The 22,326-nt window shown below is 73.9% G+C and carries 23 protein-coding genes and 1 riboswitch; of the genes, 16 read left to right on the top strand and 7 right to left on the bottom strand.

What is annotated here, in order from left to right:
- The first annotated feature begins 73 nt into the window (after nt 1-73).
- A riboswitch (cyclic di-AMP (ydaO/yuaA leader) is annotated at nt 74-195 on the top strand.
- Between the two features lie 3 nt (nt 196-198).
- The gene (locus tag ACFYUS_RS12940; RefSeq protein ID WP_388849564.1) at nt 199-675 is read left to right on the top strand and encodes a C40 family peptidase; all 477 of its coding nucleotides are present in this window, start codon (nt 199-201) and stop codon (nt 673-675) included.
- Nucleotides 676-772: 97 nt separating this feature from the next.
- A complete protein-coding gene (locus ACFYUS_RS12935; RefSeq protein ID WP_388849561.1) occupies nt 773-1,216 on the top strand; it encodes a cytidine deaminase in 444 nt (147 codons plus the stop codon).
- A gap of 8 nt (nt 1,217-1,224) precedes the next feature.
- Here ACFYUS_RS12935 and ACFYUS_RS12930 read toward each other — a convergent pair whose 3' ends face one another.
- Nucleotides 1,225-1,662: an ATP-binding protein gene (locus tag ACFYUS_RS12930; RefSeq protein WP_388849557.1), complete on the bottom strand. Its 438-nt coding sequence runs from the start codon at nt 1,660-1,662 to the stop codon at nt 1,225-1,227.
- A 170-nt stretch (nt 1,663-1,832) separates the two neighbouring features.
- On the bottom strand, nt 1,833-3,026 hold the full coding sequence (locus ACFYUS_RS12925; protein ID WP_388849554.1) for an 8-amino-7-oxononanoate synthase: 1,194 nt from the start codon (nt 3,024-3,026) through the stop codon (nt 1,833-1,835).
- Nucleotides 3,027-3,169: 143 nt separating this feature from the next.
- Between ACFYUS_RS12925 and bioB the strand changes: the two genes are divergently transcribed.
- From bioB to ACFYUS_RS12885, 8 genes are all read left to right on the top strand, one after another.
- Nucleotides 3,170-4,420, top strand: a complete 1,251-nt coding sequence (gene bioB / locus ACFYUS_RS12920) for a biotin synthase BioB (protein WP_388849551.1) — start codon at nt 3,170-3,172, stop codon at nt 4,418-4,420.
- A complete protein-coding gene (locus ACFYUS_RS12915; RefSeq protein WP_388849548.1) occupies nt 4,413-5,693 on the top strand; it encodes an adenosylmethionine--8-amino-7-oxononanoate transaminase in 1,281 nt (426 codons plus the stop codon). Before bioB ends, ACFYUS_RS12915 begins: the two co-directional genes overlap by 8 nt.
- A gap of 49 nt (nt 5,694-5,742) precedes the next feature.
- Nucleotides 5,743-6,474 (top strand): dethiobiotin synthase, encoded by a 732-nt coding sequence (bioD, locus tag ACFYUS_RS12910; protein WP_388849545.1) that lies wholly within the window; start codon nt 5,743-5,745, stop codon nt 6,472-6,474.
- Nucleotides 6,475-6,478: 4 nt separating this feature from the next.
- Nucleotides 6,479-6,823, top strand: coding sequence for a VOC family protein (locus tag ACFYUS_RS12905; RefSeq protein WP_388849542.1), 345 nt, complete (start codon nt 6,479-6,481; stop codon nt 6,821-6,823).
- Between the two features lie 10 nt (nt 6,824-6,833).
- Nucleotides 6,834-7,487: a class I SAM-dependent methyltransferase gene (locus ACFYUS_RS12900; RefSeq protein ID WP_388849539.1), complete on the top strand. Its 654-nt coding sequence runs from the start codon at nt 6,834-6,836 to the stop codon at nt 7,485-7,487.
- A 40-nt stretch (nt 7,488-7,527) separates the two neighbouring features.
- A complete protein-coding gene (locus tag ACFYUS_RS12895) occupies nt 7,528-7,956 on the top strand; it encodes a GNAT family N-acetyltransferase (RefSeq protein ID WP_388849536.1) in 429 nt (142 codons plus the stop codon).
- Nucleotides 7,957-8,128: 172 nt separating this feature from the next.
- The gene (locus tag ACFYUS_RS12890) at nt 8,129-9,469 is read left to right on the top strand and encodes a hemolysin family protein (protein ID WP_388849533.1); all 1,341 of its coding nucleotides are present in this window, start codon (nt 8,129-8,131) and stop codon (nt 9,467-9,469) included.
- Nucleotides 9,466-10,485, top strand: a complete 1,020-nt coding sequence (locus ACFYUS_RS12885) for a hemolysin family protein (protein ID WP_388849530.1) — start codon at nt 9,466-9,468, stop codon at nt 10,483-10,485. Before ACFYUS_RS12890 ends, ACFYUS_RS12885 begins: the two co-directional genes overlap by 4 nt.
- A 51-nt stretch (nt 10,486-10,536) precedes the next feature.
- Here ACFYUS_RS12885 and ACFYUS_RS12880 read toward each other — a convergent pair whose 3' ends face one another.
- Nucleotides 10,537-11,553: a maleylpyruvate isomerase N-terminal domain-containing protein gene (locus ACFYUS_RS12880; RefSeq protein ID WP_388849528.1), complete on the bottom strand. Its 1,017-nt coding sequence runs from the start codon at nt 11,551-11,553 to the stop codon at nt 10,537-10,539.
- Nucleotides 11,554-11,617: 64 nt separating this feature from the next.
- Here ACFYUS_RS12880 and ACFYUS_RS12875 point away from each other — a divergent pair, with 64 nt between their 5' ends.
- From ACFYUS_RS12875 to mug, 3 genes are all read left to right on the top strand, one after another.
- The gene (locus ACFYUS_RS12875; protein ID WP_388849525.1) at nt 11,618-12,400 is read left to right on the top strand and encodes an SGNH/GDSL hydrolase family protein; all 783 of its coding nucleotides are present in this window, start codon (nt 11,618-11,620) and stop codon (nt 12,398-12,400) included.
- A 119-nt stretch (nt 12,401-12,519) separates the two neighbouring features.
- A complete protein-coding gene (purB, locus tag ACFYUS_RS12870) occupies nt 12,520-13,962 on the top strand; it encodes an adenylosuccinate lyase (RefSeq protein WP_179199748.1) in 1,443 nt (480 codons plus the stop codon).
- A 62-nt stretch (nt 13,963-14,024) separates the two neighbouring features.
- Nucleotides 14,025-14,516, top strand: coding sequence for a G/U mismatch-specific DNA glycosylase (gene mug / locus ACFYUS_RS12865; RefSeq protein WP_388849521.1), 492 nt, complete (start codon nt 14,025-14,027; stop codon nt 14,514-14,516).
- 15 nt (nt 14,517-14,531) lie between these two features.
- Here the strand turns inward: mug and ACFYUS_RS12860 are convergent, their stop codons facing one another.
- Nucleotides 14,532-14,969: a hypothetical protein gene (locus tag ACFYUS_RS12860; RefSeq protein ID WP_388849518.1), complete on the bottom strand. Its 438-nt coding sequence runs from the start codon at nt 14,967-14,969 to the stop codon at nt 14,532-14,534.
- Nucleotides 14,970-15,120: 151 nt separating this feature from the next.
- On the opposite strand from ACFYUS_RS12860, the gene ACFYUS_RS12855 reads away from it, so the two are divergent.
- Nucleotides 15,121-16,278: an ROK family transcriptional regulator gene (locus ACFYUS_RS12855; protein ID WP_388849515.1), complete on the top strand. Its 1,158-nt coding sequence runs from the start codon at nt 15,121-15,123 to the stop codon at nt 16,276-16,278.
- Between the two features lie 46 nt (nt 16,279-16,324).
- On the opposite strand, the gene ACFYUS_RS12850 is transcribed toward ACFYUS_RS12855, so the two are convergent.
- Complete coding sequence (locus tag ACFYUS_RS12850) at nt 16,325-17,065, bottom strand: GntR family transcriptional regulator (RefSeq protein WP_388849512.1); 741 nt, start codon at nt 17,063-17,065, stop codon at nt 16,325-16,327.
- A 246-nt stretch (nt 17,066-17,311) separates the two neighbouring features.
- Nucleotides 17,312-18,202, bottom strand: a complete 891-nt coding sequence (locus ACFYUS_RS12845) for an RNA polymerase sigma-70 factor (protein ID WP_388849509.1) — start codon at nt 18,200-18,202, stop codon at nt 17,312-17,314.
- Nucleotides 18,203-18,359: 157 nt separating this feature from the next.
- Here ACFYUS_RS12845 and ACFYUS_RS12840 point away from each other — a divergent pair, with 157 nt between their 5' ends.
- Nucleotides 18,360-19,190, top strand: a complete 831-nt coding sequence (locus tag ACFYUS_RS12840) for an alpha/beta fold hydrolase (protein WP_388849506.1) — start codon at nt 18,360-18,362, stop codon at nt 19,188-19,190.
- Nucleotides 19,191-20,123: 933 nt separating this feature from the next.
- Here the strand turns inward: ACFYUS_RS12840 and ACFYUS_RS12835 are convergent.
- Nucleotides 20,124-21,101 carry a helix-turn-helix domain-containing protein gene (locus tag ACFYUS_RS12835; RefSeq protein WP_388849503.1) on the bottom strand — a complete coding sequence of 326 codons (978 nt, stop codon included), beginning with the start codon at nt 21,099-21,101 and terminating at the stop codon, nt 20,124-20,126.
- A 108-nt stretch (nt 21,102-21,209) separates the two neighbouring features.
- On the opposite strand from ACFYUS_RS12835, the gene ACFYUS_RS12830 reads away from it, so the two are divergent.
- On the top strand, nt 21,210-22,325 hold the full coding sequence (locus ACFYUS_RS12830) for a saccharopine dehydrogenase family protein (protein ID WP_388849500.1): 1,116 nt from the start codon (nt 21,210-21,212) through the stop codon (nt 22,323-22,325).
- Nucleotide 22,326 lies beyond the last annotated feature (1 nt).

Below are 22,326 nucleotides of genomic sequence, written 5' to 3'. Positions count from 1 at the left end.
CCGAGTCCTGCCGCTGTCCCGGACGTCTGGTCGACAGGAGTGGATCGGCAGGAGTGGAGGACCCAGGCAGTACGGGACGTACGCGCTGTTTCCGCAGCGGGGCCGTCCCTTGGGGTGAAGCCGCAGCCGCGGCCGGGCATCTTCGCCAGCCCGAACCCGACAGGTCATCCTTCGCAGGCGGCTGACGAAGGGTTGCGCATGACTGCGCAGATGCACGTCCCGTCCCTGCTGTCCCGGGCCGGAGCCGTCTCGGCTCTCACCCTCGCCGCCGTCGGCGGCACGTTGCTCGCACCAGGTGCGGCACCCGAGGCCCAGGCAGCGACGACCTACGCGAACAAGGCACTGAGCGTCGCCGCGTCCAAGAAGGGAGCCCCGTACCGGTACGGGAGCGCCGGACCCACCAGGTTCGACTGCTCCGGTCTGACGCTCTACGCGTACAAGAAGGCGGGCAAGTCGCTGCCCCGCACCGCGCAGCAGCAGTACAACAAGACCCGGCACGTCTCCGCGTCCAGCAGACAGAAGGGGGACCTGGTCTTCTTCCATTCCGGCGGGAACGTCTACCACGTGGGCATCTACGCCGGGAGCGGCAAGATCTGGCACTCGCCCAAGACGGGATCCTGGGTGAAGCTCGACAAGATCTGGACGTCGAAGGTCTACTACGGACGCGTCCGCTGACGCCCACCGGGCACTGACCGGTCGGGGGTGCGGTGGCGCCGCCGCACCCCCCGACCGGGCCCTACCGTCGCGACGGCCTTCTTCCTAGGATGCCGCGATGAAACTCGATCAAGCACTTGTCGACGCCGCCGTCGCCCAGCTCCAGAGGCGCTGGACACCGGACGAGCCCGGCGGGGCCGCCGCGGTCTACCTGGACGACGGCCGCGTCCTCACCAGCGTGGCGCTGGACAACATGAACGCCGGCGTGACCCTCTGCCAGGAGACCGGCGCCTACTGCCAGGCCTACACCCTCGACCGGCGGGTCACCGCCTCCGTCTGCGTCTTCCGCACCCCGGAGGACGGCCGCTTCGTCGTCCTGCCGCCGTGCGGCATCTGCCAGGAACGGCTCGCCCTGTGGGGCCCCGACGTCGAGGTGGGCGTCCCGGACCCCGAGGACCCCACCCGCTGGCACACCCGCACCCTGGCCGAACTGAACCCGTACTACTGGGCCCGCCAGTTCGCCGAGGGCGCCTGGCCCTCGTACGCACAGCACAGCGGCTGAGGCGGGCCCTAACGGATCGGGACCGGGGCGGCCGTCCACGGGAGGGTGATCCAGACCGTCTTGCCGCCCTCCTCGGTCGGCGTGACCGAGAGGCGGCCGCCCGCCTCCGCCGCCAGGGAGCGGATGATCACCATGCCCCGGCCGTTGTCCTGCTGGACCGCCGCCGGGAGCCGACGGGGCCAGCGCGGGTGGCTGTCGGTGACGCCGATGTGGAGGCGCTCCTCGCGCTCGAGACGGATGTCGACCGTGAACGTGGGCGACTGCCCGAAGGTGTGCAGGACGGCGTTGGTGGCGAGTTCGGAGACCATCAGACGGATCGCGTCCGTCAGCTCCCCGGCCTCGTCGAGACCCCAGCCGTCGAGGACCTCCGCGACGTACCGCCGGGCCGTGGGGACCGACGCGGGATCGCTCGGCAGCGTGACGGATGCTTCTTGGTGGTCTGCCATGGCGACGCTGTCCCTTTCCCGCCGGGGCTTCGACCCCGGATCGCGCTTCGCGCCAGAGTCCCACCGATCGTGCCGCCCCGGCAGGCGTTCCACCAAGATATGTCCCCATCTGTCGCCCGAAGCGGTGAACTCTGCCGTCCGTGACCGCCCTTGGGCCTCCGGACGGCCCGTCATGCCTTCGGCGCGGTCCGCAGGATCGTTTCCACGGCGCGCGCGATCTCCGCGTCCGTCAGATCGGCCCGGGCGGTGAGCCGCAGCCGCGAGATGCCGTCGGGGACGGACGGGGGCCGGAAGCAGCCCACGGCCAGGCCCTGTTCGCGGCAGTCCGCCGCCCAGCGCAGCGCCGCCTCCGGGGAGGGCGCGTGCACCGAGACGACGGCCGCGTCGGGCCGGGCCGCGGTGAGGCCGGCCCCGGTGAGCAGCCGGTGCAGGGTGGTGGCGACCGTACGGGCCCGCTCGGCGAGGCCCGGCTCGGCGGCGATCAGGCGCAGGCTCGCGAGCGCGCCGCCCGCGGCGGCCGGGGCGAGACCGGTGTCGAAGATGAAGGTGCGGGCCGCGTTCACCAGGTGCTCGATCACCCGGGCCGGGCCGAGGACGGCACCGCCCTGGCTGCCGAGGGACTTGGAGAGCGTGAGGGTGGCGACGACGTCCTCGTCGCCCGCGAGCCCGGCCCCGTGCAGGGCGCCCCGGCCGCCGTCGCCGAGGACGCCGAAGCCGTGGGCGTCGTCGACGACGAGCCCGGCGCCGTGCGCGCGGCAGGCGTCGGCGAGCTCCGGGAGCGGGGCCTCGTCGCCGTCGACGGAGAAGACGGAGTCGCTGACGACCAGGGCCCGCCGTCCCGGGTGCGCGTCCAGGGTCTTGGCGACGGCCTCGTGGTCGGCGTGCGGGACGACGACGGCCTCGGCGCGCGCGAGGCGGCAACCGTCCACGATCGAGGCGTGGTTGGAGGCGTCGGAGACGATCAGGGAGTCCCGGCCGCCGAGCGCGGTGAGCGCGGCGAGGTTCGCGGTGTATCCGGAGGAGAAGACGAGGGCCGCCTCGAAGCCGCAGAAATCGGCGAGTTCGCGCTCCAGGCGGGTGTGCAGCCGGGTGGTGCCGGTGACGAGCCGCGAGCCGGTGGAGCCGGCCCCCCAGCGCCGGGCCGCCTCGGCCGCCGCCTCGGTGACCTCGGTGCGGCGGGTGAGGCCGAGGTAGTCGTTGCTCGCCAGGTCCAGGACGTCCGACTCGGCCGCCCGCGGCCGCAGCGTCCGGACGAGCCCGGCCTCGGCCCGGCGGCGCGCCTCGGCGTCGGTCCAGCCGAAGGCGGTACGGCGCGGGCCCTCGGCCCGCGCGTCCTCGGCGCGTGCGTCCTCGTCCCGTGGCATGCGGCGATCCTTTTGTAGGCAGCGCACAGACCCTAACCGCAGGACGCCGGGACCGGGGTGTGGTCATCCACACACCTCTCTCGGAGCCGTTTGTTCGGATCCTCCTTGGCCCGGAGGCGGGCGGTAGGCAAGGATCTGCGGTTATGGACCTGCTGAACACGCTGGTGGAGAAGGGGCTGCGGCGCGAGCTGCCGACCCGTGAAGAAGCGCTCGCCGTGCTGGCGACCTCCGACGACGAACTGCTCGATGTGGTGGCGGCCGCCGGCAAGGTGCGCCGTCAGTGGTTCGGGCGGCGGGTGAAGCTCAACTACCTGGTCAACCTGAAGTCCGGCCTCTGCCCCGAGGACTGCTCGTACTGCTCGCAGCGGCTCGGCTCGAAGGCCGAGATCCTCAAGTACACCTGGCTGAAGCCGGACGAGGCCTCGCAGGCCGCGGCGGCGGGTGTCGCGGGCGGCGCCAAGCGGGTCTGCCTGGTGGCCAGCGGCCGCGGTCCGACGGACCGGGACGTGGAGCGCGTCGGGAAGACGATCGAGGCGATCAAGGAGCAGAACGAGGGCGTCGAGGTGTGCGCCTGCCTCGGTCTGCTCTCGGACGGCCAGGCGGAGCGGCTGCGGGAGGCCGGCGCCGACGCGTACAACCACAACCTGAACACGTCCGAGGCGACGTACGGGGGGATCACCAAGACCCACACGTACGCGGACCGGGTGGACACCGTGCAGAAGGCGCACGCCGCCGGTCTGTCGGCCTGCTCGGGTCTGATCGCGGGCATGGGCGAGACCGACGAGGACCTGGTCGACGTCGTGTACGCGCTGCGCGAGCTCGACTCCGACTCGGTGCCGGTCAACTTCCTGATCCCCTTCGAGGGCACCCCGCTCGCCAAGGAGTGGAACCTCACCCCGCAGCGCTGCCTGCGGATCCTCGCGATGGTCCGGTTCGTCTGCCCCGACGTCGAGGTGCGGATCGCGGGCGGCCGCGAGGTGCACCTGCGCACGATGCAGCCGCTGGCGCTGCACATCGCGAACTCGATCTTCCTCGGCGACTACCTGACCAGCGAGGGCCAGGCCGGTCAGGCCGACCTGGACATGATCGCGGACGCGGGCTTCGAGGTGGAGGGCGCCGGGACGACCACGCTGCCGAAGCACCGCGCGGACGCGCTCGCGGCGGCGGGCGCGACGGGCGGCTGCGGCTCGAAGGCCTCCGCCGGGTGCGGCTCCTCCGCGGAAGCGGAAGGCGCGGGCTGCGGCTCGCACGCCGAGGACGGCGGCGGCTGCGGTCCCTGCGGCGGTCACGCGGCGCCCTCCGCGGCTCCGGCGCGCACCGCCGACGAGGCCCGCACCGATCTGGTGGCCGTGCGCCGCCGGGGCGCCGGCACGGACCTCGCGCCGAATGCGTAACGACGAACTCCTCGCCCTGGACCGGGCGCACGTCTGGCATCCGTACGGCCCCATGCCGGGCCGTGCGGAGCCGCTGGTCGTCGCGTCCGCGTCCGGGGTGCGGCTCCGGCTCGCCGAACCCGCCGAGGGCCAAGGCGAGCTGATCGACGGCATGTCCTCGTGGTGGTCGGCGGTCCACGGCTACAACCACCCGGTGCTCAACGAGGCGGTGCGCGGCCAGCTGGAGAAGATGAGCCACGTCATGTTCGGCGGGCTCACCCACGAGCCGGCCGTCCGGCTCGCCGCCCGGCTCGTGGAGATCACCCCGGAGCCGCTGCGGCACGTCTTCCTCAGCGACTCGGGCTCGGTCTCCGTCGAGGTCGCGGCCAAGATGTGCCTCCAGTACTGGCGTTCCCTCGGGCGCCCCGAGAAGCAGCGGCTCCTCACCTGGCGCGGCGGCTACCACGGGGACACCTGGCAGCCGATGTCCGTCTGCGACCCGCAGGGCGGCATGCACGAGCTGTGGTCGGGGGTGCTCCAGCGGCAGGTGTTCACGGACGCCCCGCCGGCCGCCTACGAGGAGTCGTACGCCGAGCTGCTGCGGACCGCGATCGCCGAGCACGCGCACGAGCTCGCCGCCGTGATCGTCGAGCCGGTCGTGCAGGGCGCGGGCGGCATGCGCTTCCACGATCCGGCGTATCTGCGGGTGCTGCGCGAGGCCTGCGACGCGCACGACGTGCTGCTCGTGTTCGACGAGATCGCGACCGGGTTCGGGCGGACGGGCACGCTGTTCGCCGCCGACCAGGCCGGGGTCTCCCCCGATGTGATGTGCGTGGGCAAGGCCCTGACCGGCGGCTACCTCTCGATGGCGGCGACGCTCTGCACGAGCCGCGTCGCCGACGGGATCTCGCGCGGCGAGGTCCCGGTCCTCGCGCACGGGCCGACCTTCATGGGCAACCCGCTCGCCTCGGCGGTCGCCCTCGCCTCGATCGACCTGCTCCTCTCCCAGGACTGGCGGACCGAGGTCAAGCGGATCGAGCAGGGCCTGCGCGACGGCCTCGCCCCCGCGGCCTCCCTCCCGGGGGTCCGCGAGGTGCGGGTGCTCGGCGCGATCGGCGTCGTCCAGCTCGACCACGACGTCGACATGACGGCGGCGACGCGCGCGGCGGTACGGGAGGGCGTCTGGCTCCGCCCGTTCCGCGACCTCATCTACACGATGCCGCCGTACGTGACGGGAGACGAGGACCTGGCACGTATCTGCACGGCGGTGGGGGCGGCAGCGGCGGCGGGCTGACCGTCGCCCGCACCACCGGCACCTCGCACCCGCAAGAAAGGGACACCCCATGACCGTCATCGTCGTGACCGGCACCGGCACGGAGATCGGCAAGACCATCGTCACCGCCGCCGTCGCCGCCGTCGCCACCACCGCAGGACGCTCCGTCGCCGTCCTGAAGCCCGCCCAGACCGGCGTCGGCCCCGACGACCAGGGCGACGCCGACGAGGTCGTGCGGCTCTCCGGCGCCGCGGCCTCCGCCGAGCTCGGCCGTTTCCCGGAGCCGCTGGCCCCGGGGACGGCCGCCCGCCGGGCCGGGCTCGTGCCGGTCGGGCCCGGGGAGGTCGCCGAGGCCGCCCGGAAGCTGGCCGAGCAGCACGACCTGGTGCTCGTGGAGGGGGCGGGCGGGCTGCTCGTCCGCTTCGACGAGGAGGGCGGCACGCTCGCCGACGCCGCCGCGCTGCTCGGCGCGCCGGTCCTGGTGGTGGCCCCGGCCGGTCTGGGGACGCTCAACTCGACGGCCCTGACGGCGGAGGCGCTGCGGGCGCGCGGGATCGAGCAGCTGGGCGTGGTCGTCGGCAGCTGGCCGGACGCGCCGGACCTGGCCGCGCGCTGCAACCTCGCTGACCTGCCGGAGGCGGCGGGCGCCCCGCTGCTCGGGGCCGTACCGGAGGGTTCGGGGGCGCTCGACCCGGCGGCGTTCCGGGCGGCGGCGGGCGGCTGGCTGGCGCCGGAGCTCGGCGGCACCTGGGACGCCGGGGCTTTCGCGGAGGCGCAGGCGGCACCGCTCTCCGTACGCTGACGGCATGCGCGCACACGTTCAGGAGATCGTCTTCGACTGCGCCGACCCGGCGGCGCTCGTCCGCTTCTGGGCCGGGCTCCTCGGCGGGGATCCCGTCGACCGGAGCGCCGACTGGTCGTACGTGGATCCGCCGGAGTTCGTACGGATCGCCTTCCAGCGGGTGCCGGAGGGCAAGGCCGCGAAGAACCGGCTCCACCTCGACCTGGAGGTGGCGGATCCGGCGCGGGCGGCCGGGGAGGCGCTGCCGCTGGGGGCGGTCGCGGTCGGCGGGCTCGTCACCGACGAGCAGGGCTCCTTCCAGGTCATGCGGGACCCGGAGGGCAACGAGTTCTGCTTCGTGACGGGGTGAGGTGGTCCCCATGACACGCGCCGGCGCGTCTCCTCGCGTCCACCATCCGCTGTTCGCCCGCTTCTACGCCCGGTTGAGCGCCTCGGCCGACGCGCGGGGCGGACTCGGCGCCCTGCGGACGGAGCTGCTCGCCGGGCTCTCCGGCCGGGTCGTCGAGATCGGCGCCGGGAACGGCCTGAACTTCGCGTACTACCCGGCCGGGGTCACCGAGGTCGTGGCCGTCGAGCCGGAGCCCCATCTGCGCGGGCTCGCCGAGGAGGCCGCGCGCCGGGCCGCCGTCCCGGTGACCGTGCTGCCGGGGACCGCCGAGGCGCTGCCGGGGCCGGACGGCGCCTTCGACGCGGCGGTGGCCTCGCTGGTGCTGTGCACCGTACGGGACGTGCCGGTGGTCCTCGCCGAGCTGCGACGGGTGCTGCGTCCCGGCGGCGAGCTGCGGTTCCTCGAGCACGGGGCGGCGGACACGCCGGGGCTCGCGCGGGTGCAGCGGGGTCTGGACCGCACGGTCTGGCCGCTGCTGTTCGGTGGCTGCCACACCTCCCGCACCCCGCTCGCGGCGATCGAGGAGGCCGGTTTCGACCTCGTCTCGTACCGCGCCTTCGACGTTCCGGAGCAGGGCCCCCGGCTGCCGTCCTCCCCCTGTGTCCTGGGCACGGCCCGGCGATAATCCCTGGCACGGCCGCCGTACCGCCTGATGGGATTCGGCCATGATCGATGTGAAGATTCGCGCCGCCGTGACCGACGAGGCGGAGGCCGTCCTCGCCTTCTGGCGGGAGTCCGCCGAGGGCACCTCCATCTCGGACGACGTCCACGGGGTGACCCGGCTCCTGGAACGCGATCCCGAGGCGCTGCTCCTGGCCACGCTGCCCGACGGGCGGATCGTGGGGTCCGTGATCGCGGGCTGGGACGGCTGGCGGGCCTCGCTCTACCGGCTCGCCGTGCTGCCCTCGCACCGCCGGCAGGGCATCTCGACCGCGCTCCTGCGCGCGGCGGAGGATCGTTTCGTCGCGCTCGGCGGGCGCCGTGCGGACGCGATGGTCCTGGTGGCGAACGAGACGGCGCACGCCGCGTGGGGTGCCTCGGGCTACGAGCGGCAGGAGCAGTGGCGCCGCTGGGTGAAGCCGTTCGGAGGCTGACCACCGGGCGATCACCACGCCGTTTTGCCGACCCTTTACCATGGTGTTTCCTTCCGACGACCGAAAGGTGTGAGCGTCCGCCCATGGGCGAGCCCCCCAGTAGCACTGGTTCCGACCATCGACATCGAGCGATCCCTCTCCCGCTGACTGATCATGGGACGGAGGTGAACCGATGACCGAAGTGCTTCTGCTCGTGGTGGCGCTGCTGCTCGCTCTCGCGTGCGGTGCGTTCGTCGCGGCCGAGTTCTCCCTGACCACGGTCGAGCGAGGCGAGCTCGAAGCCGCCGTGGAGCGCGGCGAGCGGGGTGCGGCGGGCGCCCTCAAGGCCGTCCGCTCGCTCACCTTCCAGCTCTCCGGCGCGCAGCTGGGCATCACCGTGACCAACCTGGTCGTCGGCATGCTCTCCGAGCCCTCGATCGCCGCGCTGATCAGCGGCCCCCTGGAGTCCATCGGGCTCTCGCCCTCGACGGCCTCCTCGGTCGCCCTCGTCCTGGGCACCGCCCTGTCGACCGTCGTCCTGATGGTCGTCGGCGAGCTGGTCCCCAAGAACTGGGCGATCTCCTCGCCGCTCGCCGTGGCGAAGGTGGTGGGCACCCCGCAGCGCGTGTTCACGGCCGCCTTCAAGCCGTTCATCAGCCACCTCAACAACACCGCGAACCGGATGCTGCGCCGCCTCGGCCTGGAGCCGACCGAGGAGCTGGCCTCCGCGCGCTCCCCGCAGGAGCTGGTGGCGCTCGCCCGGCACTCCGCGAAGGAGGGCGCCCTGGAGGCGGACACGGCCGAGCTGTTCGTCCGTACGCTCAACCTGGCGGAGCTGCACGCGGAGAACGTGATGACGCCCCGCGTGCAGGTCACCGCCCTCGACGTGCAGGCCACCGCCGAGGACGTCGCCAACGCGACCCGCGCGACCGGCCTGTCCCGCTTCCCCGTCTACCGGGGCAGCCTCGACGCCGTCGTCGGCATCGCCCACATCAAGGACGTGCTCGCGATACCGGCCGAGGAGCGGCCCCGCCGCCGCATCGGCGAGATGCTCCGCGAGCCGCTGCTCGTCCCCGAGACGCTCACCGTGGACCGGCTGCTCGACCGGCTGTCCGGCAAGCAGACGATGGCCGTCGTCATCGACGAGTACGGCGGCACGGCCGGCGTCGTCACCCTGGAGGACATCGTCGAGGAGGTCGTCGGCGAGGTCCGCGACGAGCACGACCCGCACGAGACGCCGGACCTGGCGCAGGCGGGCGAGGACGAGGACGGGCGCGCGGTGTGGTCCGCCGACGGCGCCGCCCGTACGGACCAGCTGGCCGCGATCGGCCTGCGGGTGCCGGACGGCCCGTACGAGACGCTCGCGGGCGTCCTCGCGACGGAGCTCGGCCGCATCCCCACCGCCGGTGACAGCGTGGAGCTCGCCGGCTGGCGGCTCGACGTCGTCGACGCCTCGGGCCGGCGCGCCGCGCGCGTGCTGCTGCACGCCCCCGCGCACCCCGCCGAGGACGAGTCCGGGGAGGCCGGCCGATGATCGCGATCCAGCTGTTGATCGGTCTGCTGACGCTGGTCGTCAACGCCTTCTTCGTCGGCGCCGAGTTCGCCCTGATCTCGGTCCGCCGCAGTCAGATCGAGCCCCTGGCCGAGTCCGGGAACCGTCGGGCGCGCAGCGTCATCTGGGGCCTGGAGCACGTCTCCGCGATGCTCGCGGCGGCGCAGCTCGGCATCACGCTCTGCACCCTGGTCCTCGGCATCGTCGCCGAGCCGGCCATCGAGCACCTCCTCGAACCGGTCTTCAACGCGATCGGCGTGCCGCACGGCGTGGCCGCCACGGTCTCGTTCGCGATCGCGCTGGCCCTGGCGACGTATCTGCACATGCTGCTCGGCGAGATGGTGCCGAAGAACATCGCGCTCGCCGAGCCGACGCGCTCCGCGCTGCTCCTCGGGCCGCCCCTGGTGACGCTCGCGCGGACGCTGCGGCCGGTGATCTTCGCGATCAACGCCTTCGCCAACACCCTGCTCAAGCTGTTGCGGGTGGAGGTCAAGGGCGAGGTCGCGGCGACCTTCTCGGACGACGAGCTGGCCCGGATGGTCACCGACGCGGGCGACGCGGGCCTCCTGGACGACCGGGCCGCCGAGCGGCTGCACGACGCCCTGGAGCTGGGCCGGCGCCCGGTGCGGGACGTCGTGATGCCGGCGGAGAAGGTGGTGTACGCGCGGGTCGGCACCACTCCGGAGGAGCTGGAGGCGCTGTCGGCGCGGACCGGGTTCTCCCGCTTCCCGGTCCTCGACGCCGAGCGCCGCATCCTGGGCTATCTGCACGTCAAGGACGCCCTGGACGTCACCCCGCGCGATCTGCCGTTCCCGGTGTCGGCCCTGCGGCCGATCGCCCGGGTCCGCGCGGCGACGCCGCTGGACGACGTCCTCACCGCGATGCGCCGCAGCCGGACGCACCTGGCGGCCGTGCTCGACGAGGACGGCAAGCCGGCCGGCCTCGTGACCATGGAGGACGTGCTGCGCGAGCTGGTGGGGCGCCCGACGGCGCCGTGACCCGCACGGAGACGGAGGGCCCCGGGAGCGATCCCGGGGCCCTCCGGCGTGTCAGAGCGCGGTGGCGGCGAGCCAGTCGTCGAGCAGGTCCCGGTCGCCGGTGTGCGTGAAGCGCGGGTCGTCGGCCTCGTACCGGCGGTGCAGCAGGAGCAGCAGCTCCCCGGCGTCGGCCGCGACACCGGCGGTCGGCTCGGCGCCGCTCCCCCGGCTCCAGACGAACCCGCCCCCGCCGAGGACGAGGGTCCAGGCGGCGCCGGTGTCGCGGGCGGTGAGGCGGAGGACGGCGCCGTCGCGGCCGAGGTGGGCGAGGGGTTCGGCGATCCAGGGGACGTACGGGGCGTCGGTGAGGAAGTGGTCGATGGCGTCGGCGGCCGTGCGGGGGTCGATCGCCCCGGCGTCGCCGCCGAGGGCGAGCTCGGCGTCGGCGAGGTGGACGACCGCCTCGGAGAGCAGCCGCCGGGGGTGGTACCGGACGTGCGGGTCCGCCCCCGGCGACCAGAGCGGGAGGTCCGGGTCGGCGGTGCTCAGGGCCGTGAGCGCGCTCTCGGCACCGGCGGTCAGCCAGTCGGCGTACGCGGCGGGGTCCGCCGGCAGGTCGAGCGGGACGTCCCGCACGTGGACGCGGACGGCGGCCCGGGTCCGTACGAGGTGCTCGGCCCAGTGGTGCACGGCGCCGAGGTGCCGGGTGAGGTCCGCGAGGGTCCAGCCGGGGCAGGTCGGGACGGGGGTCGCGGGGTCGGCCTCCCGTACGAGGGCGGCGAAGCGCCGCACGTGCCCGGCGACGGCCTCGCAGGTCGCGGCGTGGGTGTCCTCGGTGAGGCCGAAGCCCTCGGAGACCTTGAGCAGCTCGTCCCGCCGGGGCCCCGCCGGCTGCCGCAGCGCGGCCTCGCGGAAGAGGCCGTCGAGGGCGCGGCGGTCGGCGGCGTCGAGTCCGCCCAGGGTGTACGCGGTGCTCTCCAGCCACTTCACGGCCGTGTCCGGATCGAGGACCTCGTCGTCGCAGGTCTCGACCACCGTCACCAGCTCCGCCAGCGCCTCGGCCAGCGTGCTCAGGAGCGCGTCGCTCATCGGGTTTCCCCTCCCGGGTTCTCCACGGCACCCCGCGCATACCGCACGGTATGATCGCTCCGCCATGGAGATCAATGCCACGTACAACAGTCTCGTCGCCGTCGGGGACAGCTTCACCGAGGGTATGTCGGACCTGAAGCCCGACGGTTCCTACCGGGGCTGGGCCGACGTCCTCGCGGGCCGGCTCGCGGCCCGCTCCCCCGGCTTCCGCTACGCCAATCTGGCCGTGCGCGGGAAGCTGATCGGTCAGATCGTCGACGAGCAAGTCGGCCTGGCCGCAGGGATGAAGGCCGATGTGGTGACCCTGGTCGGCGGGCTCAACGACGCCCTCCGGCCGAAGGTCGACATGGTGCGGGTGCGGGACCTGCTCACCGAGGCAGTGGAACGCCTCACACCTTCCTGCGGGCAGCTGGTCCTGATGCGCAGCCCCGGCCGCAACGGTCCGGTGATGGAGCGCTTCCGCCCCCGGATGGAGGAGCTGTTCACCCACGTCGACGCGCTCGCCGCCCGGCACGGCGCCCTGGTCGTCGACCTGTACGGGGCCCCGTCGCTCGGCGACCCCCGGCTGTGGGACGTGGACCGGCTGCACCTGACGGCCGACGGGCACCAGCGGGTCGCCGAGGCCGTGTGGCAGACGCTCGGTCTGGCGCCCGAGGAGGACTGGCGCGCGCCGCTGCCCCCGGCCGTGCGGCCCGGCTGGGCGAACCGCCGGATCGCGGACGCCCGCTTCGCCAAGGAGCACCTGGGCCCGTGGATCGGACGGCGTCTGACCGGCCGCTCCTCGGGCGACGGCCGCGCGCCCAAGCGCCCGGAGCTGCTGCCGTACGAGTCCCCGGCCGGTCCGTAGGGGTCACGCCCGCGCGCGCGTGCCCCGCGCCCCGTGGCGCGCGTGACCTGGGTCTCGTAGCAAGCTCCACACCGGACCGTGGCGCTGGCCTGCAGAAACCACCAGTAAACTCTATCCACGTGACTGCTGTGACTGCGAAGCCCCGCATCCCCAACGTTCTGGCCGGCCGCTACGCCTCCGCGGAGCTCGCCGTCCTCTGGTCCCCCGAGCAGAAGGTGAAGCTGGAGCGTCAGCTGTGGCTCGCCGTGCTGCGTGCGCAGAAGGACCTCGGGATCGAGGTTCCGGACGCCGCCCTCGCCGACTACGAGCGCGTTCTCGACCAGGTCGACCTCGGCTCCATCGCCGAGCGCGAGAAGGTCACCCGGCACGACGTGAAGGCCCGGATCGAGGAGTTCAACGCCCTCGCCGGCCACGAGCACGTCCACAAGGGCATGACCTCGCGCGACCTCACCGAGAACGTCGAGCAGCTGCAGATCCGCCTCTCCCTGGAGCTGATGCGGGACCGTACGGTCGCCGTCCTCGCCCGCCTCGGCAAGCTCTCCGCCGAGTACGCGGAGCTGGTCATGGCCGGCCGCTCGCACAACGTCGCCGCCCAGGCGACCACCCTCGGCAAGCGTTTCGCGACGGCGGCGGACGAGCTGCTCGTGGCCTACGCCCGCCTGGAGGAGCTGCTCGGCCGCTACCCGCTGCGCGGCATCAAGGGCCCGGTCGGCACCGCGCAGGACATGCTGGACCTGCTCGGCGGCGACGCCGGCAAGCTCGCCGAGCTGGAGCAGCGGATCGCCGGTCACCTCGGCTTCGCGCACGCCTTCACCTCGGTCGGCCAGGTCTACCCGCGCTCGCTCGACTACGACGTGGTCACCTCGCTGGTGCAGCTGGCCGCCGCGCCGTCCTCGATCGCCAAGACGATCCGCCTGATGGCGGGCCACGAGCTGGTCACCGAGGGCTTCAAGCCCGGCCAGGTCGGCTCCTCGGCGATGCCGCACAAGATGAACACCCGCTCCTGCGAGCGCGTCAACGGCCTGATGGTCATCCTGCGCGGCTACGCCTCGATGACCGGCGAGCTGGCGGGCGACCAGTGGAACGAGGGCGACGTGTCCTGCTCCGTGGTCCGCCGCGTCGCGCTGCCGGACGCCTTCTTCGCGCTCGACGGCCTCCTGGAGACCTTCCTCACGGTGCTCGACGAGTTCGGCGCCTTCCCGGCCGTCGTCGCCCGCGAGCTCGACCGCTACCTGCCCTTCCTGGCGACCACGAAGGTCCTCATGGGCGCCGTGCGCGCCGGCGTGGGCCGCGAGGTCGCCCACGAGGCCATCAAGGAGAACGCCGTCGCCTCCGCCCTCGCCATGCGCGAGCAGGGCACCGTGCAGAACGAGCTCCTCGACAAGCTGGCCGCCGACGAGCGGATCCCGCTGGACCGGGCGCAGCTCGACGAGCTGATGGCCGACAAGCTGTCCTTCACGGGCGCCGCCGCCGACCAGGTCGCCTCCGTGGTCTCCCGCATCGAGGAGATCCTCAAGCAGCACCCGGAGGCCGCCGCCTACACCCCCGGCGCGATCCTCTGACCCGGACTCCCCGGTTCACCCAGCAGGAGCTGGAGGCCGCTCGCGACCGCGTCGTTCCCGACGTGGTCGCGGGCGGCCTTTCCGTCCTCTTCTGCGGGATCAACCCGGGTCTGATGACGGCGGCGACGGGCCACCACTTCGCCCGCCCCGGCAACCGCTTCTGGCCGGTGCTGCACCTGTCCGGTTTCACACCCCGGCAGCTGCGCCCCGACGAGCAGGACGAGCTCCTCTCGTACGGACTCGGCATCACCAACGTCGTCGCCCGGCCCACCGCGCGGGCCGACGAGCTGAGCCGCGAGGAGTACGTGGAGGGCGGGCGCCTCCTCGTCGAGAAGGTGGAGCGCCTCGCGCCGCGCTGGCTCGCGGTCGTCGGCGTCACCGCGTACCGCACGGCCTTCGGGGAGCCGAAGGCGGCGATCGGGCCGCAGGAGCGGACGATCGGTTCCACCCGGATCTGGGCGCTGCCCAACCCGAGCGGTCTCAACGCCCACTGGACGGCGGCGACGATGGCCGAGGAGTTCGCCCGGCTGCGGGAGGCGGCGGAGGGCTCGTAGAGGTTCGGACCCGTCTCAGGGCGGGTCGACCTCGGTGACGACGGCGAGGAGCTGGAACGGCAGTTCCTTGTCCCCTGGGGAGACGCCGAGGCCTGTCCAGCGTCCGTCCGCCCGCCACAGCCACAGGTGTGGGGCGTGACAGCTGAGCGTGGACCACGGCTCCGGCATCTCCTCGCCGTCGTTGACCCGCTCCAGGACGGGCCAGAGGCTCAGCTCCTCCGGCGGGCCCCAGCGGGCGGTGAGCAGGGCGGCGAGCGCGTCCCGATCCGCCTCGTACTGCTCCTGGACGAGCACGCTGCGGAAACCGTCGTCCTCCCAGAAGTCCTCGCTCGTCGCGAGCTCCCCGACGTGGTAGCCGGGGCCGCTGTCGGCGGGTCCGGATCGCTCCGGTCGCGTCGGGAAGGCGCGGGTGCGGAGCAGGTCGATGGCCGCCAGGTGCTGTGCCGTGGTCATGGGACCAGTGAAGCGGCCACCACTGACAGTTGGCGTTCCGTCAGGAAGCGGGGCGCGCCCGCTCACGTTCCGCCCCGGGGGCGGCACTCGCCGCGATCGGGCGCATTGAGTACCATCCGCCGGAGAGGCGCACGAGCTGGGAGGAAACACTGTGGGGCGGCTGACCGGCGGGGATCCGTCTCTGCTGCGGCGGATCAACTCCGCGGTGGTACTCCATGCGCTGCGCGGCGCCGACGCGCCCACGCTCACGGATCTGACCCGGATCACGGGCCTGTCGAGGCCCACGGTCGAGGGGGTCGTCGAGGGCCTCATGGAGGGCGGGCTCGTCGTCGAGTCGGCGCCCGAGGAGGGCGAGGCCCGGCGGCAGGGACGTCCGGCGCGGAGGTTCCGCTTCCGTGCGGAGGCCGGTCATCTGCTCGGCATCGAGATCGGCCCGCACCGCGTGGCCGCCCTGCTCTCCGGTCTGGACGGACGCATCATCGGCGCCGGGTCCCGCGAGGTGTCGGAGACGGCGCCGGAGGACGAGCGGCTCGACCGGGTGCGTGCGGTCGTGGCCGACGTGCTGCGCAGGGCCGAGGTCCCCCGGTCCAATCTGCGGGCCGTGGGCGTCGGCACGCCCGGCATCGTGGAGGCCGACGGCACCGTACGCCTCGGCACGGCGCTGCCCGGCTGGACGGGTCTCGCGCTCGGCGAGCGGCTGCGGCGCTCCTTCCGCTGCCCGGTGATCGTGGAGAACGACGCCAACGCGGCGGCGGTCGCCGAGCACTGGAAGGGTGCCGCGACCGACTCCGACGACATCGTCTTCGTCCTGGCCGGACTCAGCCCCGGCGCCGGTTCGCTGATCGGCGGTCGGCTGCACCGCGGTTTCGGCGGGGCGGCCGGGGAGATCGGCGCCCTGCACCTGCTCGGCCGGGGCGTCACCCCCGAGCATCTCCTGTCGACCACGGACGAGCCGCTGCACCCGCTGGACGAGCAGGCGGTCGCCGAGGTCTTCGCGCTGGCCCGCGAGGGCGACGCGCGCGCACAGGCGGCGGTGGAGCGGTTCATCCAGCGGCTCGTGCACGACGTGGCGGCCCTGGTCCTGGCCATCGATCCCGAGCTGGTCGTCGTCGGCGGCTGGGCGGCCGGCCTCGACGGGGTGCTCCAGCCGCTCCGCGACGAACTGGCGCGGTTCTGTCTGCGGCCGCCGCGGGTGGTGCTGTCCCTGCTCGGTGAGGCCGCGGTCGGCACGGGCGCCCTGCGGCTCGCCCTCGACCACGTCGAGGAGCAGTTGTTCGCCGTCGAGCGCACGGTGACGGCCCGCCGCTAGGACCCCTGGGGGACCCGGCGGCGGGCCGGTTGCCGCGGCGCGGATCCTACGAGGCCATGACCAGGTCGACCGAGTCGCCGAAGGTGAGGCGGCAGGTGTCGGCGCGGTAGGTGGCCACGGAGACGGCGGCGGGACGCCCGGCGGAGAGGTAGCGGGTCGTCACGACGAGGACGGGCGCGCCCGGCAGCCGGTCGAGTTCCTTGGCGTCGTCGGCGCGGGCGGAGCCGAGTTCCACGGAGCGGTCCTGGCCGTCGAGGGCGAGGTGCTGGAGTTCACGGAGCACGGCGCGGGCGCGGGCGGGTCCGGCGGGCGCGTCGATGGCGCTGAGGCCCGGGACGGATCCGGCCGGCACGTAGAGCAGTTCGGCGGCGACGGGCTGGCCCTGGCTGATCCGGAGGCGGCGGACGACGTGCACCTGCTCGCCGGCCTCGGTCTCCAGGACGCGGGCGACGGCGGCCGGGGCCACGTCGGCGGCGGAGTCCTGGGACTGCCAGGCCTCGTCGGCGACGCCGGGCCAGGCGTGCTGGGTGGTGGAGACGTCGACGCCGACGCGCGGCGGGGCGACCGTGGTGCCGACGCCGCGGCGGCGCTGGAGGCGCCCTTCCAGCTCCAGCTGCTCCAGGGCCTGACGGAGCGTGGCACGGGCGACGCCGAAGCGCGCCGCGAGCTCGCGCTCGTTGGGGAGGATCTCCCCGACGGCGAAGTCCGAGTCGAGCGCTTCGCCGATCACTGTCTTGAGGTGCTGGTACTTCGGCTCCGGTACCGATGTGAGCTGCGTGGTCCCCACCCTGATCCTCCGCACATTCGCCGTGTCCCGCGGCGTTTTTCCGCGCCCTTGTTTATTAAAGGTTCCTGCACTAACTCTGCGACCATAAGGCGAGGCACCCCCTTGGTCAAGACCAATCCTCCGTCGGACGCCCCCGAATGTGACCCTCTGACCTAGATCGTTCACAGGACGTTCGCGCCCCCGTGAGCCCCGCGCAGCAAAAGGCCCCGCCTCCCCGGACGGGGGGACGGGGCGCGGGTGGTGCGGTCAGAGGCCGGCGAGGTGCCGGAGCTTGTCGGGGTTGCGGATGATGTGGACGCACTGGACGAGTCCGTCGCGCGTCTCGACCTGGAAGACGGTGTCGGGCCTCCCGTCGGCGAGGACGAGGACGGCGGGGGCGCCGTTGAGCTCCAGGAAGCGGAGGTCGTACCCGCTCCGGAAGTCCTGGGCGACGGCGGAGAGGAAGCGGCCGACCTTGTCGGCGCTCTCGATGATCCGCAGCGGCGCCTTGGACTTGCCGCCGCTGTCGCCGACGAGCCGCACGTCCGGGGCGAGGAGTGCGAGGAGCTCGCCGAGGTCGCCGCCGGACGCGGCGGCCAGGAAGCGCTCGGTGAGGTCGCGGCGCTCGGCCGGGTCGACGTCGTAGCGGGGCCTGCCCTCGTCGACGTGGCGCCGGGCGCGTCCGGCGAGCTGGCGCACGGCCGCCTCGGAGCGGTCGAGGGCGGTGGCGATCTCTCCGTACGGGAAGCCGAAGGCCTCGCGGAGCACGAAGACGGCCCGCTCCAGCGGGGAGAGGGATTCGAGCACCACGAGGACCGCGAGCGAGACGGAGTCGGCGAGCAGCGCGCGCTCGGCGGTGTCGGGGGCGGTGGGGCCGAAGTCGGTGACGAGGGGTTCGGGGAGCCAGGGGCCGACGTAGGACTCGTGGCGGGCCTGCGCCTGGCGGAGCCGGTCGATGGCGAGCCTGGTGGTGATGCGCACGAGGAAGGCGCGCGGCTCGCGGACAGCGGCCCGGTCGGCGGCGGTCCAGCGCAGCCAGGCCTCCTGGACGACGTCCTCGGCGTCGGCGGTGCGGCCGAGCATCCGGTAGGCGACGCCGAGGAGCATCGGGCGGTGCTCCTCGAAGAGTTCGGTGAGGGTGTCGGTGTCGGTGGGCACGCGTCCATCCCAGCCCACGCCACCGGCCGTGTCCAGTTTCCGTCCCCCGTCTTGAACTCCTGGCTACCGAACGGTAATTCTTCTCGCTGACGGGACGTCGGGAAGGTGGCGCCTGCCGGTGTCCTCGCAGCCGTCCACGACGAACCGAGGAGCCCGCATGCCCGCACGGATCGCGTTCACGATCGAGACCCCGGCGGGTCCCCGCAGCATGTCCCTGGCGTACGAGCGGCGGGGCGCGGGCGACCCCCTGCTGCTGCTCCACGGCATCGGGCACCACTGGCAGGCCTGGGAGCCCGTACTGGACGTCCTCGCCACCGAGCGCGAGGTGATCGCCGTCGACCTGCCCGGTTTCGGTTCCTCCGACGGGCTGCCGGAGGGCGTCCCCTACGACCTGTCCGTCGTCGTCCCCGCGCTCGGCGCCTTCTGCGAGGCCGTCGGCTTCGAGCGGCCGCACGTCGCGGGGAACTCGCTGGGCGGGCTGCTCGCCCTGGAGCTCGGCCGGGAGAAGCGGGTGCGCTCGGTGACCGCCCTCTCCCCCGCCGGCTTCTGGTCCGAGGGCGAGCGGCGGTACGCCTTCGGGACGCTGCGGGCCCTGCGCGGGGCCGCCCTGTCGCTGCCGGTGCCGGTGATCGAGCGCCTCTCGCGCACGGCCGCCGGGCGCACCGTGCTCACCAGCACCATCTACGCGCGGCCCGGCCGCCGTTCACCCGAGGCCGTCGTCGCCGAGACGCTCGCGCTGCGCGGGGCCACCGGCTTCCACCAGACCCTGGCGGCGGGCCGGGACGCCCTTTTCCGCGACGACGTCCCCTCGCTCCCCGTCACCGTCGCCTGGGGCAGCCGTGACCGGCTGCTGCTGCGCCGCCAGGGCGTCCGAGCCAAGCACACGCTGCCCGGCGCGCGCCTGGTGCGGCTGCCCGGCTGCGGCCATGTGCCGATGAACGACGATCCGGCTCTGGTCGCGCGCGTGATCCTGGACGGCAGCCGCTGAGCCCCGCCGGGACGCCCGGGTGAACAGGCCGGTGCCCAGGGCGGCGCCCGCGCCCACGAGGAGGCTGCCGGCCGCCTGCGGGAGGCCGAAGGCGCCGCCTCCGACCAGTGCGGCGCTCAGGGCGGCGGCGATCGGGATGGCCCCCGTATAGAGAGTGGCCCTCTCCATGCCGATGCGCTGGACGCCCATGTAGAAGAGGACGAATCCGACGACCGTGGCCAGGGCCGCCTGCCAGACCAGCGCCCCCGCCTCCACGGCCGTCGGCATCCGTACGAACCCGGCGCCGTCCACGACCAGGCCGACGAGCGCCGCCTCGGCCGCGCCGATCCCGCACACGGCGGCCGTCAGCAGCTTCGGGCCCAGGATCCGCAGGACCGGGACGGCGAGGACGGTGAACCCCACCTCGCCCGCGAGCGCCGCCACCGACCAGCCGATCCCGGCCGGATCGGTCCGCCCCCAGCCCTGCACGGTGAAGGCGCCGGCGGCGACGAGCAGCGCCCCGTACAGCACGGCGGGGGCGGGCCTGCGGCCCTCGGTCAGCGGGACCAGGACGGCGACGACGACCGGGGCGCAGCCGACCAGGACGCCGGGGACGGCGGGCTCGGCGGTCCGTTCGGCGGCGAGGACGGCGAGGTTGAAGCCGACCATGCCGACGGCCGCGAGGGCGGCGAGCCGCAGCCGGTGACGGGCGGTCAGGAGCCGCAGCGGGGCGAGCCCGCCACGGCCGAGCAGGGGCAGGAGGAGCAGGCAGGCGGCGGCGTAGCGGAGCGCCTGCCCGCCCGCGTACGGGTAGGCGCCGAGCAGGCTGTTGGCGGTGAAGGAGGCGCCGACGAGGGCGTAGGCGAGGGTCACGAGAAGGACCCCGCGCGGGGCGTTCGCGTTCATGCCTCCGACGCTAGGAGGCCGGGCGGCCCTGGTGGAGGTCCACTTCCCTCACGCCATCGGGGACCACTTCCCACCGGGGGCGGGGCGGGTCCGGGTGCGGAAGGTGCGGCGGTAGGTGTCCGGGGGGACGCCGACGGTGCGGTTGAAGTGGCGGCGGAGCGTGGTGGCGGTGCCCATGCCGGTGGCCTCCGCGATGGCGTCGACGCTGTCGTCGGTGGCCTCCAGGAGTTCCTGGGCGCGGCGGATCCGCTGGGTGAGCAGCCATTGCAGCGGGGTGGTGCCGGTCGCGGCCCGGAAGTGGCGGCCCAGGTGGCGCGAGCTCATCCGTGCCCGGCGCGCCAGGTCCTCCACGGTCAGCGGCTGGTCGAGCCGTGCGGCCGCCCAGGGCAGCAGTTCGGTGAGCGGGTGGTCGTCCCGGGTGGGCACGGGGGCGGTGACGAACTGGGCCTGGCCGCCGTCCCGGTGCGGGGGCACGACCAGGCGGCGGGCGACCGTGTTGGCGATCGCCGATCCGTGGTCGAGGCGGACGAGGTGCAGGCAGAGGTCCATCGCGGCGGCCTTGCCGGCGGAGGTGAGCACGGTGCCGTTGTCCACGTAGAGCACGTCCGGATCGACGTCCACGCGCGGGTACCGCTCGGCCAGGGCCTCGGTGTGCGCCCAGTGGGTGGTGGCGCGGCGGCCGTCGAGGAGGCCGGCGGCGGCCAGGACGAACGCGCCCGTGCACAGGGAGGCCACGCGCGCGCCCGCCTCGTGGGCCGCGCGGACCGCGTCGACCAGCTCGGCGGGCGGTTCCTCGTCGACGTCGGCCCAGCCGGGGACGATCACCGTGTCCGCGCACGGGAGCCGGTCGAGCCCGTGGTCGGGTTCCATGCGGAACCGCTCGACCCGCGCGGGGCCCGGTCCGCAGAGCGTCACGTCGTACCAGGGGACGTCCACCGCGTCCGGGGCGGAGCCGAACACCTCGTACGCGAGGGAGAGTTCGAAGTGCAGCATGCCGTCGGTGACGGCCAGCGCGAGCGTACCCATGTCCGGAATTGTACGGGGCACGTCGTTCCGGACACTCGCGACCGTCCGGAACGACCGCCAGGATGGCAGTAGTTGAAGGTTCGACAACAGGGAACGGCGGGAGAAGTCATGGGATCGGGTCAGCGGGTCGCGGTGTTCGGCGCCTATGGTCACACCGGACGCTTCGTGGTGGCGGAGCTCCTCGAACGGGGCTTCGTCCCGGTGCTCTCCGGCCGCGACGCCGACAAGCTGCGGACGCTCGCCGCGGCCCACGAGGGGCTCGACGCCCGTCCGGCGTCGGTCGACGACCCGGCCTCGCTCGACCGCGCCCTGGCCGGCGCGGCGGCCGTCGTCAACTGCGCCGGGCCGTTCGCCCTGACCGGCTCCCCGGTCGTCGAGGCCGCGCTGCGCGCCGGGATCCCGTACGTGGACGTGGCGGCCGAGATCGAGGCCAACGCCGACACCTTCGCCCGCTTCGCGGACCGCGCCCGCGCCGCCCGAACGGCCGTCGTCCCCGCGATGGCCTTCTACGGCGGCCTCGGCGACCTCCTCGCCACCACGGCCATGGGCGACTGGACGACGGCCGACGAGGTGCACATCGCGTACGGGCTGAGCAGCTGGCACCCCACGGCGGGAACCCTCGCGGCGGGCAAGGTCTCCCGGGAGCGCCGGGGCGGCCGGCACGTCCGCCACACCGGCGGCCGCCTCGAGTACCACGACGACGCGCTCCCGGTCCTGGAGTGGCCCTTCCCCGCACCCCTGGGCCCCCGGCCCGTCATCGGCGAGTTCACGATGGCCGACGTCGTGACCGTCCCCAGCCATCTGGCGGTGCCCGAAGTGCGCACGTACATGGCGGTCGACGCGGCCCAGGACCTCTCGGCGCCCGCCCCCTCGGCACCCACCCCGGTCGACGAGCGCGGCCGGTCCGCGCAGACCTTCCTCGTCGACGTCGTCGTCCGCTCCGGAAACGCGGAACGCCGGGCCGTCGCCGCCGGGCAGGACATCTACGCGATCACCGCGCCGCTCGCGGTGGAGGCCGTCCACCGCATCCTCACCGGCCGCACCCGGACGACCGGCGTCGCCTCGGCCGGCGAGATGTTCGACGCGCCCGACTTCCTCCGCGCCCTGTCCGGGCACCTGTCCCTGGACGTGAGCCACGAGCCCACGGGCGATCTCGGCATCATGGACCCCGACCGGGACCGATCGGCGAACTCCCGGACCGCGACGGCGAGAAGGGCCACGTGAC

It is taken from the genome of Streptomyces sp. NPDC004284 (assembly GCF_042874035.1).
Classification (GTDB): domain Bacteria; phylum Actinomycetota; class Actinomycetes; order Streptomycetales; family Streptomycetaceae; genus Streptomyces.
Note: the sequence above shows the minus strand (reverse complement) of the source record. Positions and strands in the feature narration are given on the sequence as shown.